At 71.6% G+C, this 16,047-nt stretch carries 12 protein-coding genes and 3 tRNA genes; 8 read left to right on the forward strand and 7 right to left on the reverse strand.

The window, feature by feature from the left end; translation table 11 throughout:
* Nucleotides 1-180: 180 nt before the first annotated feature.
* Together B7C62_08950 and B7C62_08955 are read right to left on the reverse strand one after the other, a co-directional pair.
* Entirely contained in the window at nt 181-2,232 is a 2,052-nt protein-coding gene (locus tag B7C62_08950; protein ARF72386.1) for an ABC transporter permease, read from the reverse strand.
* Nucleotides 2,232-2,972 carry an ABC transporter gene (locus B7C62_08955; GenBank protein ID ARF72387.1) on the reverse strand — a complete coding sequence of 247 codons (741 nt, stop codon included), beginning with the start codon at nt 2,970-2,972 and terminating at the stop codon, nt 2,232-2,234. Before B7C62_08955 ends, B7C62_08950 begins: the two co-directional genes overlap by 1 nt.
* A gap of 237 nt (nt 2,973-3,209) precedes the next feature.
* Here B7C62_08955 and B7C62_08960 point away from each other — a divergent pair, with 237 nt between their 5' ends.
* The gene (locus B7C62_08960) at nt 3,210-4,559 is read left to right on the forward strand and encodes a sensor histidine kinase (protein ARF72388.1); all 1,350 of its coding nucleotides are present in this window, start codon (nt 3,210-3,212) and stop codon (nt 4,557-4,559) included.
* On the forward strand, nt 4,547-5,209 hold the full coding sequence (locus B7C62_08965) for a DNA-binding response regulator (GenBank protein ARF72389.1): 663 nt from the start codon (nt 4,547-4,549) through the stop codon (nt 5,207-5,209). Before B7C62_08960 ends, B7C62_08965 begins: the two co-directional genes overlap by 13 nt.
* A 72-nt stretch (nt 5,210-5,281) precedes the next feature.
* Here the strand turns inward: B7C62_08965 and B7C62_08970 are convergent, their stop codons facing one another.
* Nucleotides 5,282-6,487 (reverse strand): MFS transporter, encoded by a 1,206-nt coding sequence (locus B7C62_08970; GenBank protein ARF72390.1) that lies wholly within the window; start codon nt 6,485-6,487, stop codon nt 5,282-5,284.
* 109 nt (nt 6,488-6,596) lie between these two features.
* On the opposite strand from B7C62_08970, the gene B7C62_08975 reads away from it, so the two are divergent.
* Complete coding sequence (locus tag B7C62_08975) at nt 6,597-7,526, forward strand: LysR family transcriptional regulator (protein ARF72391.1); 930 nt, start codon at nt 6,597-6,599, stop codon at nt 7,524-7,526.
* Nucleotides 7,527-7,632: 106 nt separating this feature from the next.
* Here the strand turns inward: B7C62_08975 and B7C62_08980 are convergent.
* The 3 genes from B7C62_08980 to B7C62_08990 all read right to left on the reverse strand — a co-directional run bounded on the left by B7C62_08980 (nt 7,633) and on the right by B7C62_08990 (nt 8,095).
* A tRNA-Met gene (locus tag B7C62_08980) sits at nt 7,633-7,709 on the reverse strand.
* Between the two features lie 235 nt (nt 7,710-7,944).
* Nucleotides 7,945-8,017 (reverse strand) — tRNA-Asn (locus tag B7C62_08985).
* A 5-nt stretch (nt 8,018-8,022) separates the two neighbouring features.
* Nucleotides 8,023-8,095, reverse strand: a tRNA-Asn gene (locus B7C62_08990).
* 181 nt (nt 8,096-8,276) lie between these two features.
* On the opposite strand from B7C62_08990, the gene B7C62_08995 reads away from it, so the two are divergent.
* From B7C62_08995 to B7C62_09010, 4 genes are all read left to right on the forward strand, one after another.
* Complete coding sequence (locus tag B7C62_08995) at nt 8,277-8,585, forward strand: hypothetical protein (protein ID ARF72392.1); 309 nt, start codon at nt 8,277-8,279, stop codon at nt 8,583-8,585.
* A 46-nt stretch (nt 8,586-8,631) separates the two neighbouring features.
* Nucleotides 8,632-10,077 carry a sugar kinase gene (locus tag B7C62_09000; GenBank protein ID ARF72393.1) on the forward strand — a complete coding sequence of 482 codons (1,446 nt, stop codon included), beginning with the start codon at nt 8,632-8,634 and terminating at the stop codon, nt 10,075-10,077.
* A gap of 138 nt (nt 10,078-10,215) precedes the next feature.
* On the forward strand, nt 10,216-11,949 hold the full coding sequence (locus B7C62_09005; protein ARF72394.1) for a multidrug ABC transporter ATP-binding protein: 1,734 nt from the start codon (nt 10,216-10,218) through the stop codon (nt 11,947-11,949).
* A complete protein-coding gene (locus B7C62_09010; protein ID ARF72395.1) occupies nt 11,949-13,877 on the forward strand; it encodes a multidrug ABC transporter ATP-binding protein in 1,929 nt (642 codons plus the stop codon). Before B7C62_09005 ends, B7C62_09010 begins: the two co-directional genes overlap by 1 nt.
* Nucleotides 13,878-13,898: 21 nt before the next feature.
* On the opposite strand, the gene B7C62_09015 is transcribed toward B7C62_09010, so the two are convergent.
* Nucleotides 13,899-15,152, reverse strand: a complete 1,254-nt coding sequence (locus B7C62_09015) for an RNA polymerase subunit sigma-70 (protein ARF72396.1) — start codon at nt 15,150-15,152, stop codon at nt 13,899-13,901.
* Between the two features lie 222 nt (nt 15,153-15,374).
* On the opposite strand from B7C62_09015, the gene B7C62_09020 reads away from it, so the two are divergent.
* Nucleotides 15,375-16,046 (forward strand): transcriptional regulator, encoded by a 672-nt coding sequence (locus B7C62_09020; GenBank protein ID ARF72397.1) that lies wholly within the window; start codon nt 15,375-15,377, stop codon nt 16,044-16,046.
* Nucleotide 16,047 lies beyond the last annotated feature (1 nt).

A 16,047-nucleotide genomic window follows, 5' to 3' on the forward strand; every position in this document is an offset into this window, starting at 1 on the left:
ACCGGACAGGCCGCGGCGTCTGGTGCGGTGCATCGCAAGGCGCTGGAACGTCCTCATCGCGGAGCGATTCGGGCGTTTCGGCAACGCCGCGAGAGATGGGGCCTCCCCTGCTCGAGCGAAGCCGAGAGCTTGGGGAAGTGCCAGGCGTCGCAGACCCGGTCAAGATCCGCCGGACACGCCCTAGGCATCCGTAAGACTTTCCGCCCGCCGAGGGGCCGACCGAGGAGCTGTGGGCGTCACGGCGATGTCGGAGTCGGACCGGATGTCGGAGCGTCTGATGAGCCGCCGGACCGCGCCCAGACTCACCGTCAGGGAAACGGCGAGGCAGGCGGCGAACAGCCCGAGCAGCGCTCCCCACGGAACGCCGAGCGGAACCACCTCGTACGTCGCCCTCAGCGCCGACCGGTAGGAGAGCAGGCCCGCCGCGACGACCAGGGCGGCGACAAGCGCCGCCACGGACGTCGTGGCCGCCGTCTCCCACAGCGCCATCCGGCGCACCTGCTCCTGGCTGACGCCGAGCAGTCTCATGGTGGCGATCTCACGGCGGCGACGGCTGTAGGACATGACCAGCGTGCTGCCGACGGCGATCAGCGCGTAGGCGGAGGCGGGTCCGGCCAGGACCAGCAGCACCATGTCGTCGAGCCGGTCCTTCTCCTTCGCGGACCGGTCGAACCACTGGTCGGTCCGCGTCACCCGCACCCGGTCCCCACCGAACCGTTCGGTCAGCTCCCGGGCCACCTCGGAAGCCGACCCCACCGCCGCCCCGTGGAGCAGCACCACCGCCCGGCCGGGCCCGGGGGCCCCTGCCCGGGTGGCCGGGAGAACCAGGTGCGGTACGGCGGAGCCACCGTCCAGGACGGCCACCACCCGGGCGCCGACCGCCTCGCCACCGTAGAGGCCGTACGTCAGACGGCTCCCCGGGTGGTAGCCGTACCACTCGGAGAACTCCTCGGAGATGGCGACCTCACCGGCCCCGAGCTCTCCGATGTCCCCCTCGATCAGGTCCACGCGGTGCGTGCGGGCCAGCGTCGGCAGGTCGGCCACCAGACCCTCGCCCTGCCAGATCTCATGGTGCCGGGCCGCCGCGAGGTCGACGGACGCCCCTGCGGAGACGGCGCTGACCCGGGGGTCCTCGCGGAGCCCGTCCAAAATGTCCTCGCCCAGTGTGTCCCCGGCCGTCGGCTCGACTACCAGCTGGCCGATCGTTCGGCTCCGGCCGTCCGCCTCGGCCGCCGCGCCCGTCGTGGCCAGCACGGAACTGAAGATGCCCACGACCGCCAGCACGGCGAGGACCGGCCGCACGAGGGAAGCGGTCCTGAGCCGGGCGGTGATGACCGCCTCGGCGGCCAGCCTGCCCGGGACGGAGCGTGTGCGCTCCAGGGGCCGGGCCGACATCCGCACGAGCCACGGCAGATACAGCGGTGCCAGTGAGGACGCGGCGAGCGTCAGTGCCAGCGAGCCGAACAGCGCCAGCGGAATGGCGTCTTCCTCCTGCGAACCCGAGGCCAGACAGACCATGACCACTCCGGTGAGGAGCAGCAGGAGGCTCATCACCCCGCGCCCGACGGTCATGACCCGGCTGTCGAGTTCCGCCTCGCGCAGCGCTTCGGCCGGCCTGACCCGCGCGGCCGGCCGCGAGGCGGCGGCCGCGCCCAGTACGGCGATGACGAGCCCGCAGCCGACGGCGAAGAGCAGCGGCCCGGCGAGCGGCCCGGCGAGCGGCCCGGCCCGCAGCTCGGCGGGGGACAGCCCCGTGCCGTTGAGCCCGCTCACCGCCCAGGGCGTGACCGCCGCCGCGGCGAGGCAGCCCACGGCGGCGGCGGGCACCGCCACCGCCAGGCACTCCCCGATCACCATCCGGCGCACCTGCGGCCCGCCCGCCCCGACCAGCCTCAGCAGCCCCATGTCCTGGCGCCGCAGGGCGACACCGAACGCACAGGTACCGGCGATGACGAAGACCGTGACGAACGCGGAGATGACCCCGGCCATCACCAGGACGGTCTGCACACCGCCCATGTCGAGGTCACCGCCGAAGACGGTGTGGCTGGTTCCCGTGGCGTCCTCGAGGACCACGGAGGGCCGGCCTTCGCGCGGGGGCCGGGTCACGTCCCAGGTCGCCACCAGAGCGGCCGCGGAGACGGCGATCAGGGCCACTCCGAGCGCCAGGGAGATGAAGGTCCCCAGGAACAGCGGTAAGTGGTGACGCACCGAGCGCAGCGACAGACGCCACATCAGCTCTCCCACCGGCTGAGCCGGGCAGTGATCCGCTCGACGGTGGGCGCCTCCACCGTACCGGCCACCCGGCCGTCCACCAGGTGGATCACCCGGTCCGCGCAGGCCGCGGCGGCCGGGTCGTGCGTGACCATCACGACGGTTCCCCCCCGGCGGTCGACGAGGTCCCGCAGCAGGCCCATGACCTGGCGGCCGGCTGCCCGGTCGAGGGAGCCGGTGGGCTCGTCGGCGAAAACGATCTCCGGTTCGGTCACCAGCGTCCGCGCGATGGCGACACGCTGCTGCTGGCCACCGGACAGCTGCGCGGGACGCCGTTCCGCCTCCCCCTCCAGTCCCACCTGCCGCAACGCCTCCAGCACGACCTGCCGCTTCGGCCGTCGTCCGTTCAGGCGCAGGGGCAGTGCCACATTCTCGTAAGCCGTCAGCATGGGAAGCAGATTGAACTGCTGGAAGACGAAGCCCACCCGGCTGCGCCGGATCTCGGTCAGCTTCTTCTCGTCGCAGACCGTCAGATCCGTATCCCCCAGGAGCACCTGACCTTCGGTCGGCCGGTCCAGGCCCGCGGCGCAGTGGAGCAGGGTCGTCTTGCCCGACCCCGACGGGCCCATGACCCCTGTCATGGCGCGCGCGGCGAAATCGGCGGAGACCTCGTGCAGCACCGGCCCCGCCGCCCCCGGATAGCTCTTGGAGATCGAGACCAGCCGCGCGGCCGGAGCTCTCGTTTCGGTGAGTGATGGCATGTCGTTGGTCCTTTGCCGGAGCGATGGAGCCGACTCCCAGTCCACCGTGAAAGAGCGCTCGGCACAGTAGGGCTGGGAGGAGTTCTCAAGGGAGGGTTTTCCCTAGCGCCGGTCCGTTGGCCGGACACTAAGGTGTCCGGAGATCGCGAAGGTGTCCGGAGATCGCGAAGGTGTCCGGAGATCGCGCTGTGCCACGTGACCGGGAGGGCTGCACCCATGGCAGAGGAACCGGGACCCATGGCGGAGGGCCCGGAAGGAGAACGGGGCGTGCTCGACTGGCGGGCGCCGCGGCCCCCGCTGCCGACGGAGCGGAGCGTCGCCGTCTGGGAGGCGATGCGGCAGCGCCCCACGCGGTTCCTGTTCTCCAGCTGGCCCCTGCGCTGCTGGGCCCACCTCTTCAGCGGGATGCTGTTCGGGCTGGTCGTCCTGCTGGGTCTCGTACTGATGGTTTCCGCCGGTGTGCTGCTGTCCGTGGTCGGGGTGGGCGTGCTGCTCCTCGCGGCTGCCGCGATGGCCGGTGTGCCGGTCGCCGCCGTGGAGCGCCGACGGCTCCGGCTGGTCGAGCCGGCCCCTCTGCAGAACCCGCACGGCCCGACGCTCACGACCGGCGGCATGTCCTGGATGCGCTCCCGGCTCGCCGAGCGGGCGACCTGGCGGGAGCTGGGCTACACCGCCGCCCTGACGGTCGTGTTCACCTGGACGGGGTTCGGCGTCACCGCCCTGCTGGCCTTCTCCGCGACCATCACGGTGTCCCCTCTCATCGTCTGGCTGCTCGCGCCGGAGACCGTGATGATCATTCCCGGTCGGGCGGTGCCCCATCCACTGGCCGCGCTGCCGTTCAGCGCGGGAGGCGTCCTCGGTCTGGCGGTCTGCGCCTATCTGGCGGGCCTGTTGACGGGCGCGCAGGTGAAGCTCGCCGACCTGCTGCTGACGCCCCGCGCGGACCGGTCCCAGCGCCGTGTGATCGAACTGACCCGGTCGCGTGCCCGGCTGGCCGACGCCTTCGAAGCGGAGCGGCGCCGGATCGAGCGTGATCTGCACGACGGCGCGCAACAGCAACTGATAGCGCTCAGCATGACGTTGGGCCTGGCACAGATGGAACTCAAGGACGGGAACCCCGCAGTGGCCGAACTCATCACCCGCGGGCGGGCCGAGGCCCGTCGTGCGCAGGACCAGCTGCGGGATCTCGTGCGGGGCATCCATCCCCAGGTGCTCACCGACCACGGTCTGGCCGCCGCGGTGGCGGAGGTCGCCCTGCGCAACCCCCTTCCCGTCACCGTCGACATCGACCTGCCGCGGAGGCTGCCGGGGGCGGTGGAGACGACGGCCTACTTCACGGTGACCGAGGCGCTGGCCAACGCGGCCAAACACAGCGGGGCCTCACGGGCCACCGTGGTGGGCAGGCTGGAGAGCGAACGTCTCGTCCTGACGGTCACCGATGACGGGCGCGGCGGAGCGGACCCCGACGCGGGTACCGGACTGTCCGGGCTGGCGGACCGTATGGCGATCCTCCGGGGCAGACTCCTGGTGTCCAGCCCGGTCGGCGGTCCGACCCAGCTCCGGGTGGAGGTCCCGTGCTCCGCGTAGTGCTCGCCGAGGACGCCGTACTGCTGCGTGCGGGACTGGTCGAGCTCCTCACCCGCAGCGGCCACGAGGTGGTCGCCGCCGTGGGTGACGCGGAGCAGCTGGTCCTCGCGGTGGACGCGTCGTGCCCCGACATCGTGATCACCGATGTCCGGATGCCCCCGGGTCTCCGGGACGAGGGCCTCAAGGCCGCCCTGGAGCTGCGCGCCCGCCATCAGCGGCTTCCCGTGCTCGTCCTCTCCCAGTACGTCGCCACGGCGTACGCGACTCAGTTGCTGAGCCGCGACAGCGCGGGCCGCGGCGGGCTCGGCTATCTGCTGAAGGAACGGGTCGGTGAGGTCTCGCAGTTCATGGACACCCTGCGCCAGGTGGCCGAGGGGCAGACCGTCATCGACCCGGAGGTGGTGCGGGTGCTGCTGGCCCAGCAGACGGACAGCCGCCCGCTGAACCGTCTCACCCCCCGCGAGCGGGAGGTGCTGGCGCTGATGGCCGAGGGGCTCAACAACCAGACCATCGCGCAGCGGCTCACCGTCACCGAGGCATCGGTGGTCAAGCACTCCGGCAACATCTTCATGAAACTGGACCTCGACCCGGCGGAGGGCAACCGGCGGGTGCTGGCCGTGCTCGCCCATCTGCGGGGCGATCCGGCCTGACGGCCGCCGCCGCTGCCCGTACGGGAGGCCGGGCCACACCCCGCCGGTCCCGGAGGAGCCCCCAAGGCCCCCTCACAGCCGCCCCGACGAAGGAGCCCTGCCCAGCGCCGTCACCGCGAGGGCCGTGACGGCAAGCGCGCCGCCCAGCCACATCACCGCGGTGACCCCGGCGCCGTCCGCGGCCAGTCCCCCGACCAGCGCGCCCAGGGCGATCGCCCCGTTGAAGACGCCGACGAAGAGCGAGGAGGCGGCCTCCCGGGCCTCGGGCGCCGAGGCCAGCAGCCAGGTCTGGGTGCTGACCGACACACCGCCGTAGGACAGGCCCCAGACGGCGAGGAGCACACCGGCCGTCAGGACGGAGCCGCCGAGCACCGGTACCAGCGCGACCGTGGCCGCCAGCACCGCGCTGATCACCAGCAGGGTGGAGCGCGGTGACCGCCCGGCGCCCGCGCCCGCCACGAAGTTGCCCGCCACGCCCGCGACCCCGTACACCAGCAGGAGCGTGCCGATCATCCCGGCGCCCGCTCCCGAGACCTCCTCCAGCACGGGGCGTACGTAGGTGTAGGCGGCGAAGTGACCGGTGACCAGCAGCGCCACCACGGCCAGCCCGGTCCGCACCCGTGGCTCGCCGGACAGTCGCAGCACCCCGCCGAGCCGTACGCCGTGCTCGGCGGGCAGCCTCGGCAGCAGGGCCGCCAGGGCGATCAGCACCACCAGTGCCAGCACGCCCACCGTCACGAACGCCGCCCGCCAGTCGGCCAGTTCACCGATGTACGCGCCCGCCGGGACGCCGAGCACCGACGCCACCGCGATTCCGCTGAAGATCAACGAGGTCGCGGAGCCGACCGACCTCGGCGGTACGAGGCGTACCGCCAGGCTCGCCGCGATCGCCCAGACGCCGCCCATGCCGATGCCGACCAGCACCCGGGCGGCCACCATCACCGCGAACCCCGGCGACCACGCCGCGAGCAGGTTGCCCACCGCCAGGACCGCCATCAGCGCACACAGCACCGTCCGCCGGTCGAACCGGCCCAGCAAGGGCGTCAGCAGCGGCGCCGACACCGCTCCGACCAGGCCGGTGATGGTCAGGGTCAGTCCGGCGGTGCCCCCGCTCACCCCCAACGCGTCCCCGATGGGCGTCAGCAGGCCCACGGGCAGCATCTCGGACGTCACCACCGTGAACGTCGCGCCCGCGACCGCCGCGACGGCCGGCCAGCCACGGGGCGCGGACCGCTCCGGCGCCGTCGTGATATCTGCGTTCTCCTCGGTCTGTGCCATGCGGCCAGCCAATCCGCCCCGCCCGGCGGGAACAACGGCCGATCCCTCATCCTTCGATGAGCAGGGCTACTGGATCGGCCGCACGGAGCGGCCGTGGGGAGAGAAAGCTATGAGCGGTGTCGAGATACGCGAGCTGGAGACGTTCCTCGTGCTCGCCCAGGAGCTGCACTTCGGACGGACCGGCGAGCGGCTGTACGTGTCCCAGAGCCGGGTCAGCCAGCTGCTGCGCTCCCTGGAGAGCCGTATCGGCGCCCCGCTCGTCGAACGCACCAGCCGCCGGGTGCGCCTGACCCCGCTCGGCGAGAGCTTCCTCGCGGACCTGCGTCCGGCGTACGACACCCTGCGCGCCGCGGTGGAGGGGGCGCGGGCCGCCGCGCGGGGCCTGGGCGGGGAGTTGCGCGTCGGCTTCCAGGGCACCGTCGACGGCTGCCTCGGCCGGGCGATCGCCCTGTTCACGGACCGGCACCCCGACTGCGCGGTCACCATCGTGGAGATCCCGCTCTCCGACCCCTTCGGGGCGCTGCGCCGCCATGAGGTGGACTGTGCGGTGGTGCTGCTCCCGGTGGCCGAGGACGACCTCACCCTCGGCCCGGCCTTCTCCCGGCAGCCGCAGACCCTCGCCGTCTCCGCCCGGCACCCCTTCGCCGCCCGGGAGTCGCTCTCCGCCGAGGAGCTCGCCTGCTGCCGGCTCATCGGCATCGACGGCGGCGCCCCCGAGTACTGGCGCCGGGCCCAGGCCCCCGCCCTGACCCCGGGCGGCCTCCCCGTACCGGCCGGACCCACCGTCAACACGCTCCAGGAAGGGCTGAGCCTGGCGGCGGCCGACCGCGGCGCGATGCTGCTGTGCCGGTCCACGGCCGACTACCACGGCCGCCGCGGCTCCCTCGCCTTCGTCGCCGTACGGGACCTGCCCGCGTCCGAACTGGGCCTCGTCCGCCACCGCACCCGGCCCTCGCCCCGGGCGGAAGCCTTCGCACGGGCGGTCACGGAAATCACGGGAACTACAGGGATTACGGAGATCACGGGTCCGGCGTCCTGACCCGGTACGGTCCGGCCCGATACGATCCCGGTCCCGGTCCCCTAGGCCGGAGAACGGTCCCGGAAAGCGCGAACCCCAGGTCAGAACGATTCTGCCTGGGGTCGCTCGGTGGGGCGGGTGGGACTCGAACCCACGGCCGACGGATTATGAGTCCGCTGCTCTAACCGGCTGAGCTACCGCCCCGTCTCGGCGTGGCGCGTACAAGTGTGCGCACCGTCTGCCGCAGCATAGCCGGTCATACGATCTCTCGCTCCGGATGGCCGACTTCGCCTGATCTTGAGGACGGCGCTGCGTGCTGCCCGGTTGCGGGGAAGATCGAGAAGACCCGAAAGTGTCACTCCCGGGGGTCTCGGGCACCCCGGGAGAGTGGTGGGCCGGACACACGAAAGAGGACCCCGAAGGGCCCTCTTCCGAACCGCTCCCCCGACTGGACTCGAACCAGTAACCCTCCGGTTAACAGCCGAATGCTCTGCCAATTGAGCTACAGGGGATCGCGCTCCCCCGACTGGACTCGAACCAGTAACCTGCCGGTTAACAGCCGGCTGCTCTGCCAATTGAGCTACAGGGGATTGCTGCGTTGCCTCGAATCGTACCTGCCTGGCGGCTGCCGGGCGGCGCGCGTTCGCTGCGACACATACATTAGCGCAAGCAGGGGGGTGCTCCGCCAATCGGTATCGCCCGGGGTGATCTCGGGTGCTCGCGGGTAGGCGGGCTGCACACGTCGCACCAAGCGTAGGAAGGGTGGCAGCCATGCGGTACCGGCTCACGTTCATCGCCGGAGTGGCCCTCGGTTACGTGCTCGGCACGCGAGCCGGGCGCGAGCGTTACGAGCAGCTGAAGAAGTCGGCCCGGCAGTTCACGGAGAACCCCGCCGTGCGCAACGCCGCCGAGAGTGCCGCGCACAGCGGCCGGGACATCGCCGGGAAGGCGTACCACTCGGTCAGCGACAAGGTCGGGGACAAGGTGCCCGCCTCCGTCGCCGAGCGCGTGCGGTCGCTGAAGGAGCGCAGCAGCCAGAACGGCGGCGCCGAGGACGACTGGGGGACCACCAACACCTGAGGCCCGACGGTTACCGGAAAGTACGGCGGTGCGGCAGAATCTGCGTATGGGCATAGTCGCGGGGCTGGACAGTTCTTCCGCCTTCACTCACATCGTCGTCTGCGACACGGATTCGGGCGCCGTGCTCCGGGAGGGGTACGCCGCCCATCCGGTCGAGGCCAAGGCCGCCGAGGTCGATCCGCAGGCATGGCTGCTCTCCCTCGGTGAGGCGGCCTCCGGCGGGCTGCTCGAGGGGGTGCAGGCCATCGGTGTCTCGGCCCAGCAGCACGGGCTCGTACCGCTGGACCGGCAGGGCAACCTCGTGCGTCCCGCCCTCCTCGGCAACGACCGGCGGGCGCAGGTGGCCGCGGCCGATCTCGTCGACGCGCTGGGCGGGCGGCAGCCCTGGGCCGAGGCCGTCGGGGCCGTACCGCAGGCCGCGCAGCCCGTGGCGAAGCTGCGGTGGCTGGCCCGGACCGAGCCGGAGAACGCCCAGCGGGTGGCCGCCGTGCTCCAGCCGCACGACTGGCTCGTGTGGCAGCTGCTCGGCCGGCCCGCCCGGCGGACCACGGACCGGGGTGCCGCGTCGGGCACCGGGTACTGGTCGGCCGGGTCCGCCGCCTACCGGCCCGATCTGGTGGAGCTGGCCCTCGGCCACCCCGCCGCCCTGCCCGAGGTGCTCGGCCCCGCCGAATCCGCCGGGACCACGCCCGAGGGGCTGCTGATCTCCGCGGGGACCGGCGAGACCATGGCCGCCGCCTTCGGGCTCGGGGTCGCGGTGGGCGACGCGGTGGTCTCGCTCGGGGCCTCCGGGTCCGTGATGGCCGTCCACCACGAGGCGCTCGCCGATCCGAGCGGGATGATCACCTCCTTCGCCGACGCCACCGGGATGCACCTGCCGGTGGTGCATGTCTCCAATGCCGTACGGGCCCTGCGCGGCACCGCCGAGATGCTCGGCGTGGACGGGCTGGAGGAGCTGTCCGCCCTCGCGCTCAAGTCCACCCCCGGCTCCTCCGGGCTGGTGCTGCTGCCGTACCTGGAAGGTGAGCGCACCCCGCAGCTCCCGCACACCGCCGGCACCCTGAGCGGGCTGCGGCGCGAGTCGATGAAGCCGGAGCACCTGGCGCGGGCTTCCTTCGAGGGCATGCTCTGCTCGCTGGCCGACGCCCTGGACGTCCTGCGCGGGCGGGGCGTGGAGGTGCGGCGGGTCTTCCTGCTGGGGGCCGCCGCCGAGCTCCCCGCCGTACAGGCCCTGGCGCCCGCGGTGTTCGGCACACAGGTCGTCGTCCCGCAGCCCGCCCAGTACGCGGCGCTCGGCGCGGCCCGGCAGGCGGCGTGGGCGCTCGGCGTCTCGCAGGGCACCCTCGACCCGCGCACTCCCCCGGCCTGGCAGGGCGCCGCCGCCCAGGTGCTGGAGCCGGGCGAGGAGCTCGCGGTCGGGCGGGCGGTGCGCCAGCAGTACGGGGCGACGCGGGACCAGATCCACCCGGGCGCCTTCGGCGGGGCGCAGTAGAAGGAGCACCGCACCGGCCCCGGTCTTGACCTGAGTTTGGGGAAAACGGTTCGCCGTTCGAGTACGGCGTACGCGAAACTTGGTCGGCCTCTGCCCTCCGCCGACTCAGAGAGACACGGCCGACTCCGAGAGACACGCGTGCTCATAAAACTCCTGCGGGCCCATCTGGGCCCGTACAAGAAACCCATCGCGCTGCTGGTCCTCCTCCAGCTGCTCCAGACCTGCGCCACCCTGTATCTGCCCAGCCTGAACGCGGACATCATTGACAACGGTGTCGTCAAGGGCGACACCGGCCACATCCTGGAGTTCGGCGGCATCATGATCGCCGTCAGCGTGCTCCAGGTGCTCTGCAACGTGGGGGCCGTCTTCTACGGGGCCCGGACCGCGTCGGCGCTGGGGCGGGACGTGCGGGCGGCGGTGTTCGACCGGGTGCAGTCGTTCTCGGCCCGGGAGCTGGGGCGGTTCGGGGCGCCCTCGCTGATCACGCGGACCACCAATGACGTCCAGCAGGTCCAGATGCTGGTGCTGATGGCGTTCACGCTGATGGTGTCGGCGCCGATCATGTGTATCGGCGGCATCATCATGGCACTCGGCCAGGACGTCCCGCTCTCGGCCGTGCTGCTGGCGGTGGTGCCGGTGCTGGGCATCTCGGTGAGCCTCATCGTGAAGAGGATGCGGCCGCTGTTCCGGACGATGCAGGAGCGGCTGGACACGGTGAACCGGGTGCTGCGCGAGCAGATCACCGGCAACCGGGTGATCCGGGCGTTCGTCCGCGACGGGTACGAGGAGCAGCGGTTCCGGGGGGCCAACACCGAGCTGACCGATGTGTCGGTGGCGACCGGGCGGCTGATGGCGCTGATGTTCCCGACCGTGATGACGGTGGTCAACCTGTCGTCCGTCGCGGTGGTGTGGTTCGGCGCGCACCGCATCGACAGCGGCGGGATGCAGATCGGTGCGCTGACCGCGTTCCTCGCGTATCTGATGCAGATCGTGATGGCGGTGATGATGGCCACCTTCATGTTCATGATGGTGCCGCGCGCCGAGGTGTGCGCCGAGCGCATCGAGGAGGTGCTCGGTACGGAGTCGAGCGTCGTGCCGCCCGTCTCTCCCGTCACGGAGCTGCGGCGGCACGGGCATCTGGAGGTACGGGGTGCGGAGTTCCGGTACCCGGGTGCCGAGGAGCCGGTGCTGCGGGCCGTGGACCTGGTGGCCCGGCCCGGGGAGACCACCGCGATCATCGGGTCGACGGGGAGCGGGAAGTCCACGCTGCTCGGTCTCGTACCCCGGCTGTTCGATGTGACGGACGGCGCGGTGCTGGTCGACGGCGAGGACGTGCGGACGCTCGATCCGGTGCTGCTGGCGAAGACGGTGTCCCTGGTGCCGCAGAAGCCGTACCTCTTCTCGGGGACGGTCGCGACGAACCTGCGGTACGGGAATCCGGACGCCACCGACGAGGAGCTGTGGCACGCGCTGGAGGTCGCCCAGGCCAAGGAGTTCGTCGAGGCGCTGGAACACGGGTTGGAGGCGCCGATCGCGCAGGGCGGCACCAATGTGTCGGGCGGTCAGCGGCAGCGGCTCGCCATCGCGCGGACGCTGGTGCAGCGGCCGGAGATCTATCTCTTCGACGACTCGTTCTCGGCGCTGGACTACGCGACCGACGCGGCGCTGCGGGGAGCGCTGGCCCGGGAGACGGCCGGGGCGACCGTGGTGATCGTCGCGCAGCGGGTCTCCACCATCCGCGACGCCGACCGGATTCTGGTGCTGGACGAGGGGCGGGTCGTGGGCAGCGGCACCCATCACGAGCTGATGGACGGCAATGAGACATACCGGGAGATCGTGCTCTCCCAGCTGACGGAAGCGGAGGCCGCGTGATGGCCGGTCCTGGCGGACGGATGATGGCCGGGGGCGCGCCCACCGAGCGGTCGATGGACTTCAAGGGGTCGGGCAAGCGGCTGCTGAAGCGGTTCGGCCGGGAGAAGACCCCGCTGTATCTGATGCTGGGCGCGGTGACGGCCAGCGTGGCGCTGGCGGTGGCCGGGCCGAAGATCCTGGGCAGGGCGACCGACCTGATCTTCGCGGGGGTGGTCGGCCGGCAGATGCCGGAGGGCACCACGAAGGCGGAGGCGGTCGAGGGGCTGCGCGCGGAGGGCAGCGGTTCGCTGGCCGACATGCTCTCGGGGGTGGGCTTCACCCCGGGCGAGGGCATCGACTTCGGCGCGGTGGGCGGCGTGCTGCTGATGGCGCTCGCGGTCTATGTCGCCGCCGGACTGCTGATGCTGGTCGCCACGCGGCTGTCGATCCGGGTGATCAACCGGATCGTCTTCCAGCTGCGCGAGGACCTCCAGACGAAGCTGGCGCGGCTGCCGCTGTCGTACTTCGACCGGGCCAAGCGCGGTGAGGTGCTCAGCCGGGCGACCAACGACATCGACAACATCTCGCAGACGCTCCAGCAGACGATGGGCCAGCTCATCAACTCCCTGCTGACCATCGTCGGCGTACTGATCATGATGTTCTGGATCTCCCCGCTGCTGGCGCTGGTCGCGCTGGTGACGATCCCGCTGTCGGTGGTCGTGGCGACGCGGGTCGGCAAGCGGTCGCAGCCGCAGTTCGTGAAGCAGTGGCAGGTGACGGGGCGGCTCAACGCCCATATCGAGGAGATGTACACCGGGCACACCCTGGTGAAGGTGTTCGGGCGGCAGGAGGAGTCCGCGCGGGACTTCGCCGAGCAGAACGAGGCGCTGTACGAGGCCGGGTTCAAGGCGCAGTTCGCCAGCGGGCTGATGCAGCCGCTGATGTTCTTCATCTCGAACATCAACTATGTGCTGGTGGCCGTCGTGGGCGGGCTGCGGGTCGCCTCGGGCACCTTGTCGATCGGTGACGTCCAGGCGTTCATCCAGTACTCCCGGCAGTTCTCGATGCCGCTGACGCAGGTCGCTTCGATGGCCAACCTGGTGCAGTCCGGGGTGGCTTCGGCCGAGCGGGTCTTCGAGCTGCTGGACGCGGAGGAGCAGGGCCCGGACCCGGAGCGCGGCGCACTGCCGGAGGAGCTGACGGGGCGGGTCTCGCTGGAGAAGGTGTCGTTCCGCTACGAGCCGGAGAAGCCGCTCATCGAGGGGCTCTCGCTGAGCGTGGAGCCGGGGCAGACGGTCGCGATCGTCGGCCCGACCGGGGCGGGCAAGACCACGCTGGTCAATCTGCTGATGCGGTTCTACGAGGTGACCGGCGGGCGGATCACGCTCGACGGGGTCGATGTGGCGCAGGTGCCCCGGGACGACCTGCGGTCGCGGATCGGCATGGTGCTCCAGGACACCTGGCTGTTCGGCGGTTCCATCGCGGAGAACATCGCGTACGGCGCCGCGCGCGCGGTCACCCGGGAGGAGATCGAGGAGGCGGCCCGGGCGGCGCACGCGGACCGGTTCATCCGGACGCTGCCCGACGGGTACGACTCGGTGATCGACGACGAGGGCTCCGGGGTCAGCGCGGGCGAGAAGCAGCTGATCACCATCGCGCGGGCGTTCCTCTCCGACCCGGTGATCCTGGTCCTGGACGAGGCCACCAGCTCGGTGGACACCCGGACCGAGGTGCTGATCCAGAAGGCGATGGCGCGCCTGGCCCACGGGCGTACGTCGTTCGTGATCGCGCACCGGCTCTCCACGATCCGGGACGCGGACGTGATCCTGGTGATGGAGAGCGGGTCGATCGTGGAACAGGGCACGCACGAGGAGCTGTTGGCGGCGGGCGGTGCCTATGCCCGGTTGTACGCGGCCCAGTTCGCGGAGGCGCTGGCGGAGGTGGACTGATCCCGGGGCGGCCCCCGGGGGTCAGTCCAGGTAGCCGCGGAGCTGGTCCGCGAAGGCGTGGTCCCGCAGCCTGCTGAGGGTCTTGGACTCGATCTGGCGGATGCGTTCGCGCGTCACGCCGAAGATCCGGCCGATCTCCTCCAGGGTGCGGGGCCGCCCGTCGTCCAGGCCGTAACGGAGCTGGACGACCTTGCGTTCGCGCTCCCCGAGGGTGGAGAGGACCGCCTCCAGGTGTTCGCGCAGCAGCAGGAAGGCGGCGGACTCGACGGGTGAGGCGGCGTCGCCGTCCTCGATGAGGTCGCCGAAGGAGACGTCGTCCTCCTCGCCGACGGGGGCGTGCAGGGAGACCGGCTCCTGGGCCAGGCGCAGGATTTCGGTGACCCGCTCCGGGGTCAGGTCGAGCTGGGCGCCCACCTCGTCGGCGGTGGGCTCGTACCCGCGCTCCTGGAGCAGCCTGCGCTGGACGCGGACCACCCGGTTGATCAGCTCCACGACATGGACGGGGACGCGGATCGTACGGGCCTGATCGGCCAGGGCGCGGGACATGGCCTGGCGAATCCACCAGGTCGCGTACGTGGAGAACTTGTAGCCCCGGGCGTAGTCGAACTTCTCCACCGCCCGGATCAGCCCGAGGTTCCCCTCCTGAACCAGGTCGAGCATGGTCAGCCCGCGCCCGACGTACCGCTTGGCGACGGAGACGACCAGACGGAGGTTGGCCTCGATGAGCCGGCGCTTGGCGGTGCGGCCCATGACGACGAGCCGGTCCAGGTCGCCCGCGAGCCGGGAGTCCAGGTCCGGGGTGCCCGCGAGCCGCTCCTCCGCGAAGAGCCCGGCCTCCACGCGGCGGGCCAGCTCGACCTCCTCGGCGGCGGTGAGCAGCGGGATGCGGCCGATCTCGCGCAGATACTGCCGGAAGAGGTCGGAGGTGGGGCCGCCGTTCTCCGCCCGGCTCCGCGCCTCGCGGGGTTCGGGGACGTGCTCCGCTTCCTCCATGACGGCCTCGGTTGCGCTCATGACCGCCTCGGGGGCCCGCGGCACGGGCGGACCGGCCGCGGTCTCCGGGTGGCTCTCCCGGGGGCTTCCCGGCGGGTTCTCCCCAGGGCCCTCCGGAAGGTCCTGCGGGTGGCTCTCCGGGTGGCTCTCCGGGTGGTGGACAGCCCGGTTCTGCGCGGGAATCACCGACATGTGCTCGGTCGTGGTCGTCACGGTCCGCGTCTGCACGAGGGCGACCTCCAGGTGATCACTGCCTGATGACGGGACGGAGGTCCGCGCCAGGGCCCTGGGTCGAGATCAGGCCCGCGCACTCCGATGACTCTGGCAGCCCCAGTGTGGGGCACGGCACAGGGTTGCCACGAGGGGCGTGCGGGGACTTTTTGGTTCCGGTCGGTCACCGGCCGGTTACTGCTCCCGGTCCGTCGGGCGGACGCCGGTGCCGCACCGGCCCGCTGTCCGTCCGGTCCGGCGGATCGCCCGGCCGGCCGGTGGGAGAGTGCGGACATGACGATTACTGGACGCACGCTGACAACGGACGTGATCGCGGCCCTGACCTACTGGCCCCAGGTCCTCCACGGAGGCGGCAAGTACCCTCCGGACCCGGTGGACCTCACCGTTCTGCCCCCGTTCCTCAACGGGCTGCTGGCGGATCTTCCCTGGTGGAACCGCGACTGGAAGGTCAGCCGTGTCGAGCCGGGGCTGCCCCTGGAGATCGGGAGTGATCACCGCGGTCACCCCGCGAGGTTCACCGAGGTGTACGTGCCGGGCACAGTCGGTCCAGGTGATGGCGATGGCGATGGCGATGGCGATGGCGATGGCGAGAGTCTGCCCTTTGTCGCGACGATCGGATTCGCGGGCGACCGGCTGATCCGGTTCCAGGCCAAGATCGACGACATGGTCGTCGGTCCTGCCGTCGCCCCTGCCGGACAGCCGGAGCCGCACCCGTTCGCGCGGGTGCTCACCGGGCTGATGGACCTGCGCGGGATTCCGGTCAGGAACATGGCGTGGGAGACCGGGCGTTCGAGGTCCACCATCCAGATGCTGCGCAGCGGACGGCACAACCCTGAGCCGCTTCTCGTCCAGGAGATCGCCGGGGCTCTGGGTATGTCCGAGGCAGATGTCAGCATCATCGCCGGGCTCGACACCGACAGCCCCCGGGAGGACACCCCGCGCTGAG

It is taken from the genome of Kitasatospora albolonga (assembly GCA_002082585.1).
Taxonomy (GTDB): Bacteria; Actinomycetota; Actinomycetes; order Streptomycetales; family Streptomycetaceae; genus Streptomyces; species Streptomyces stephensoniae.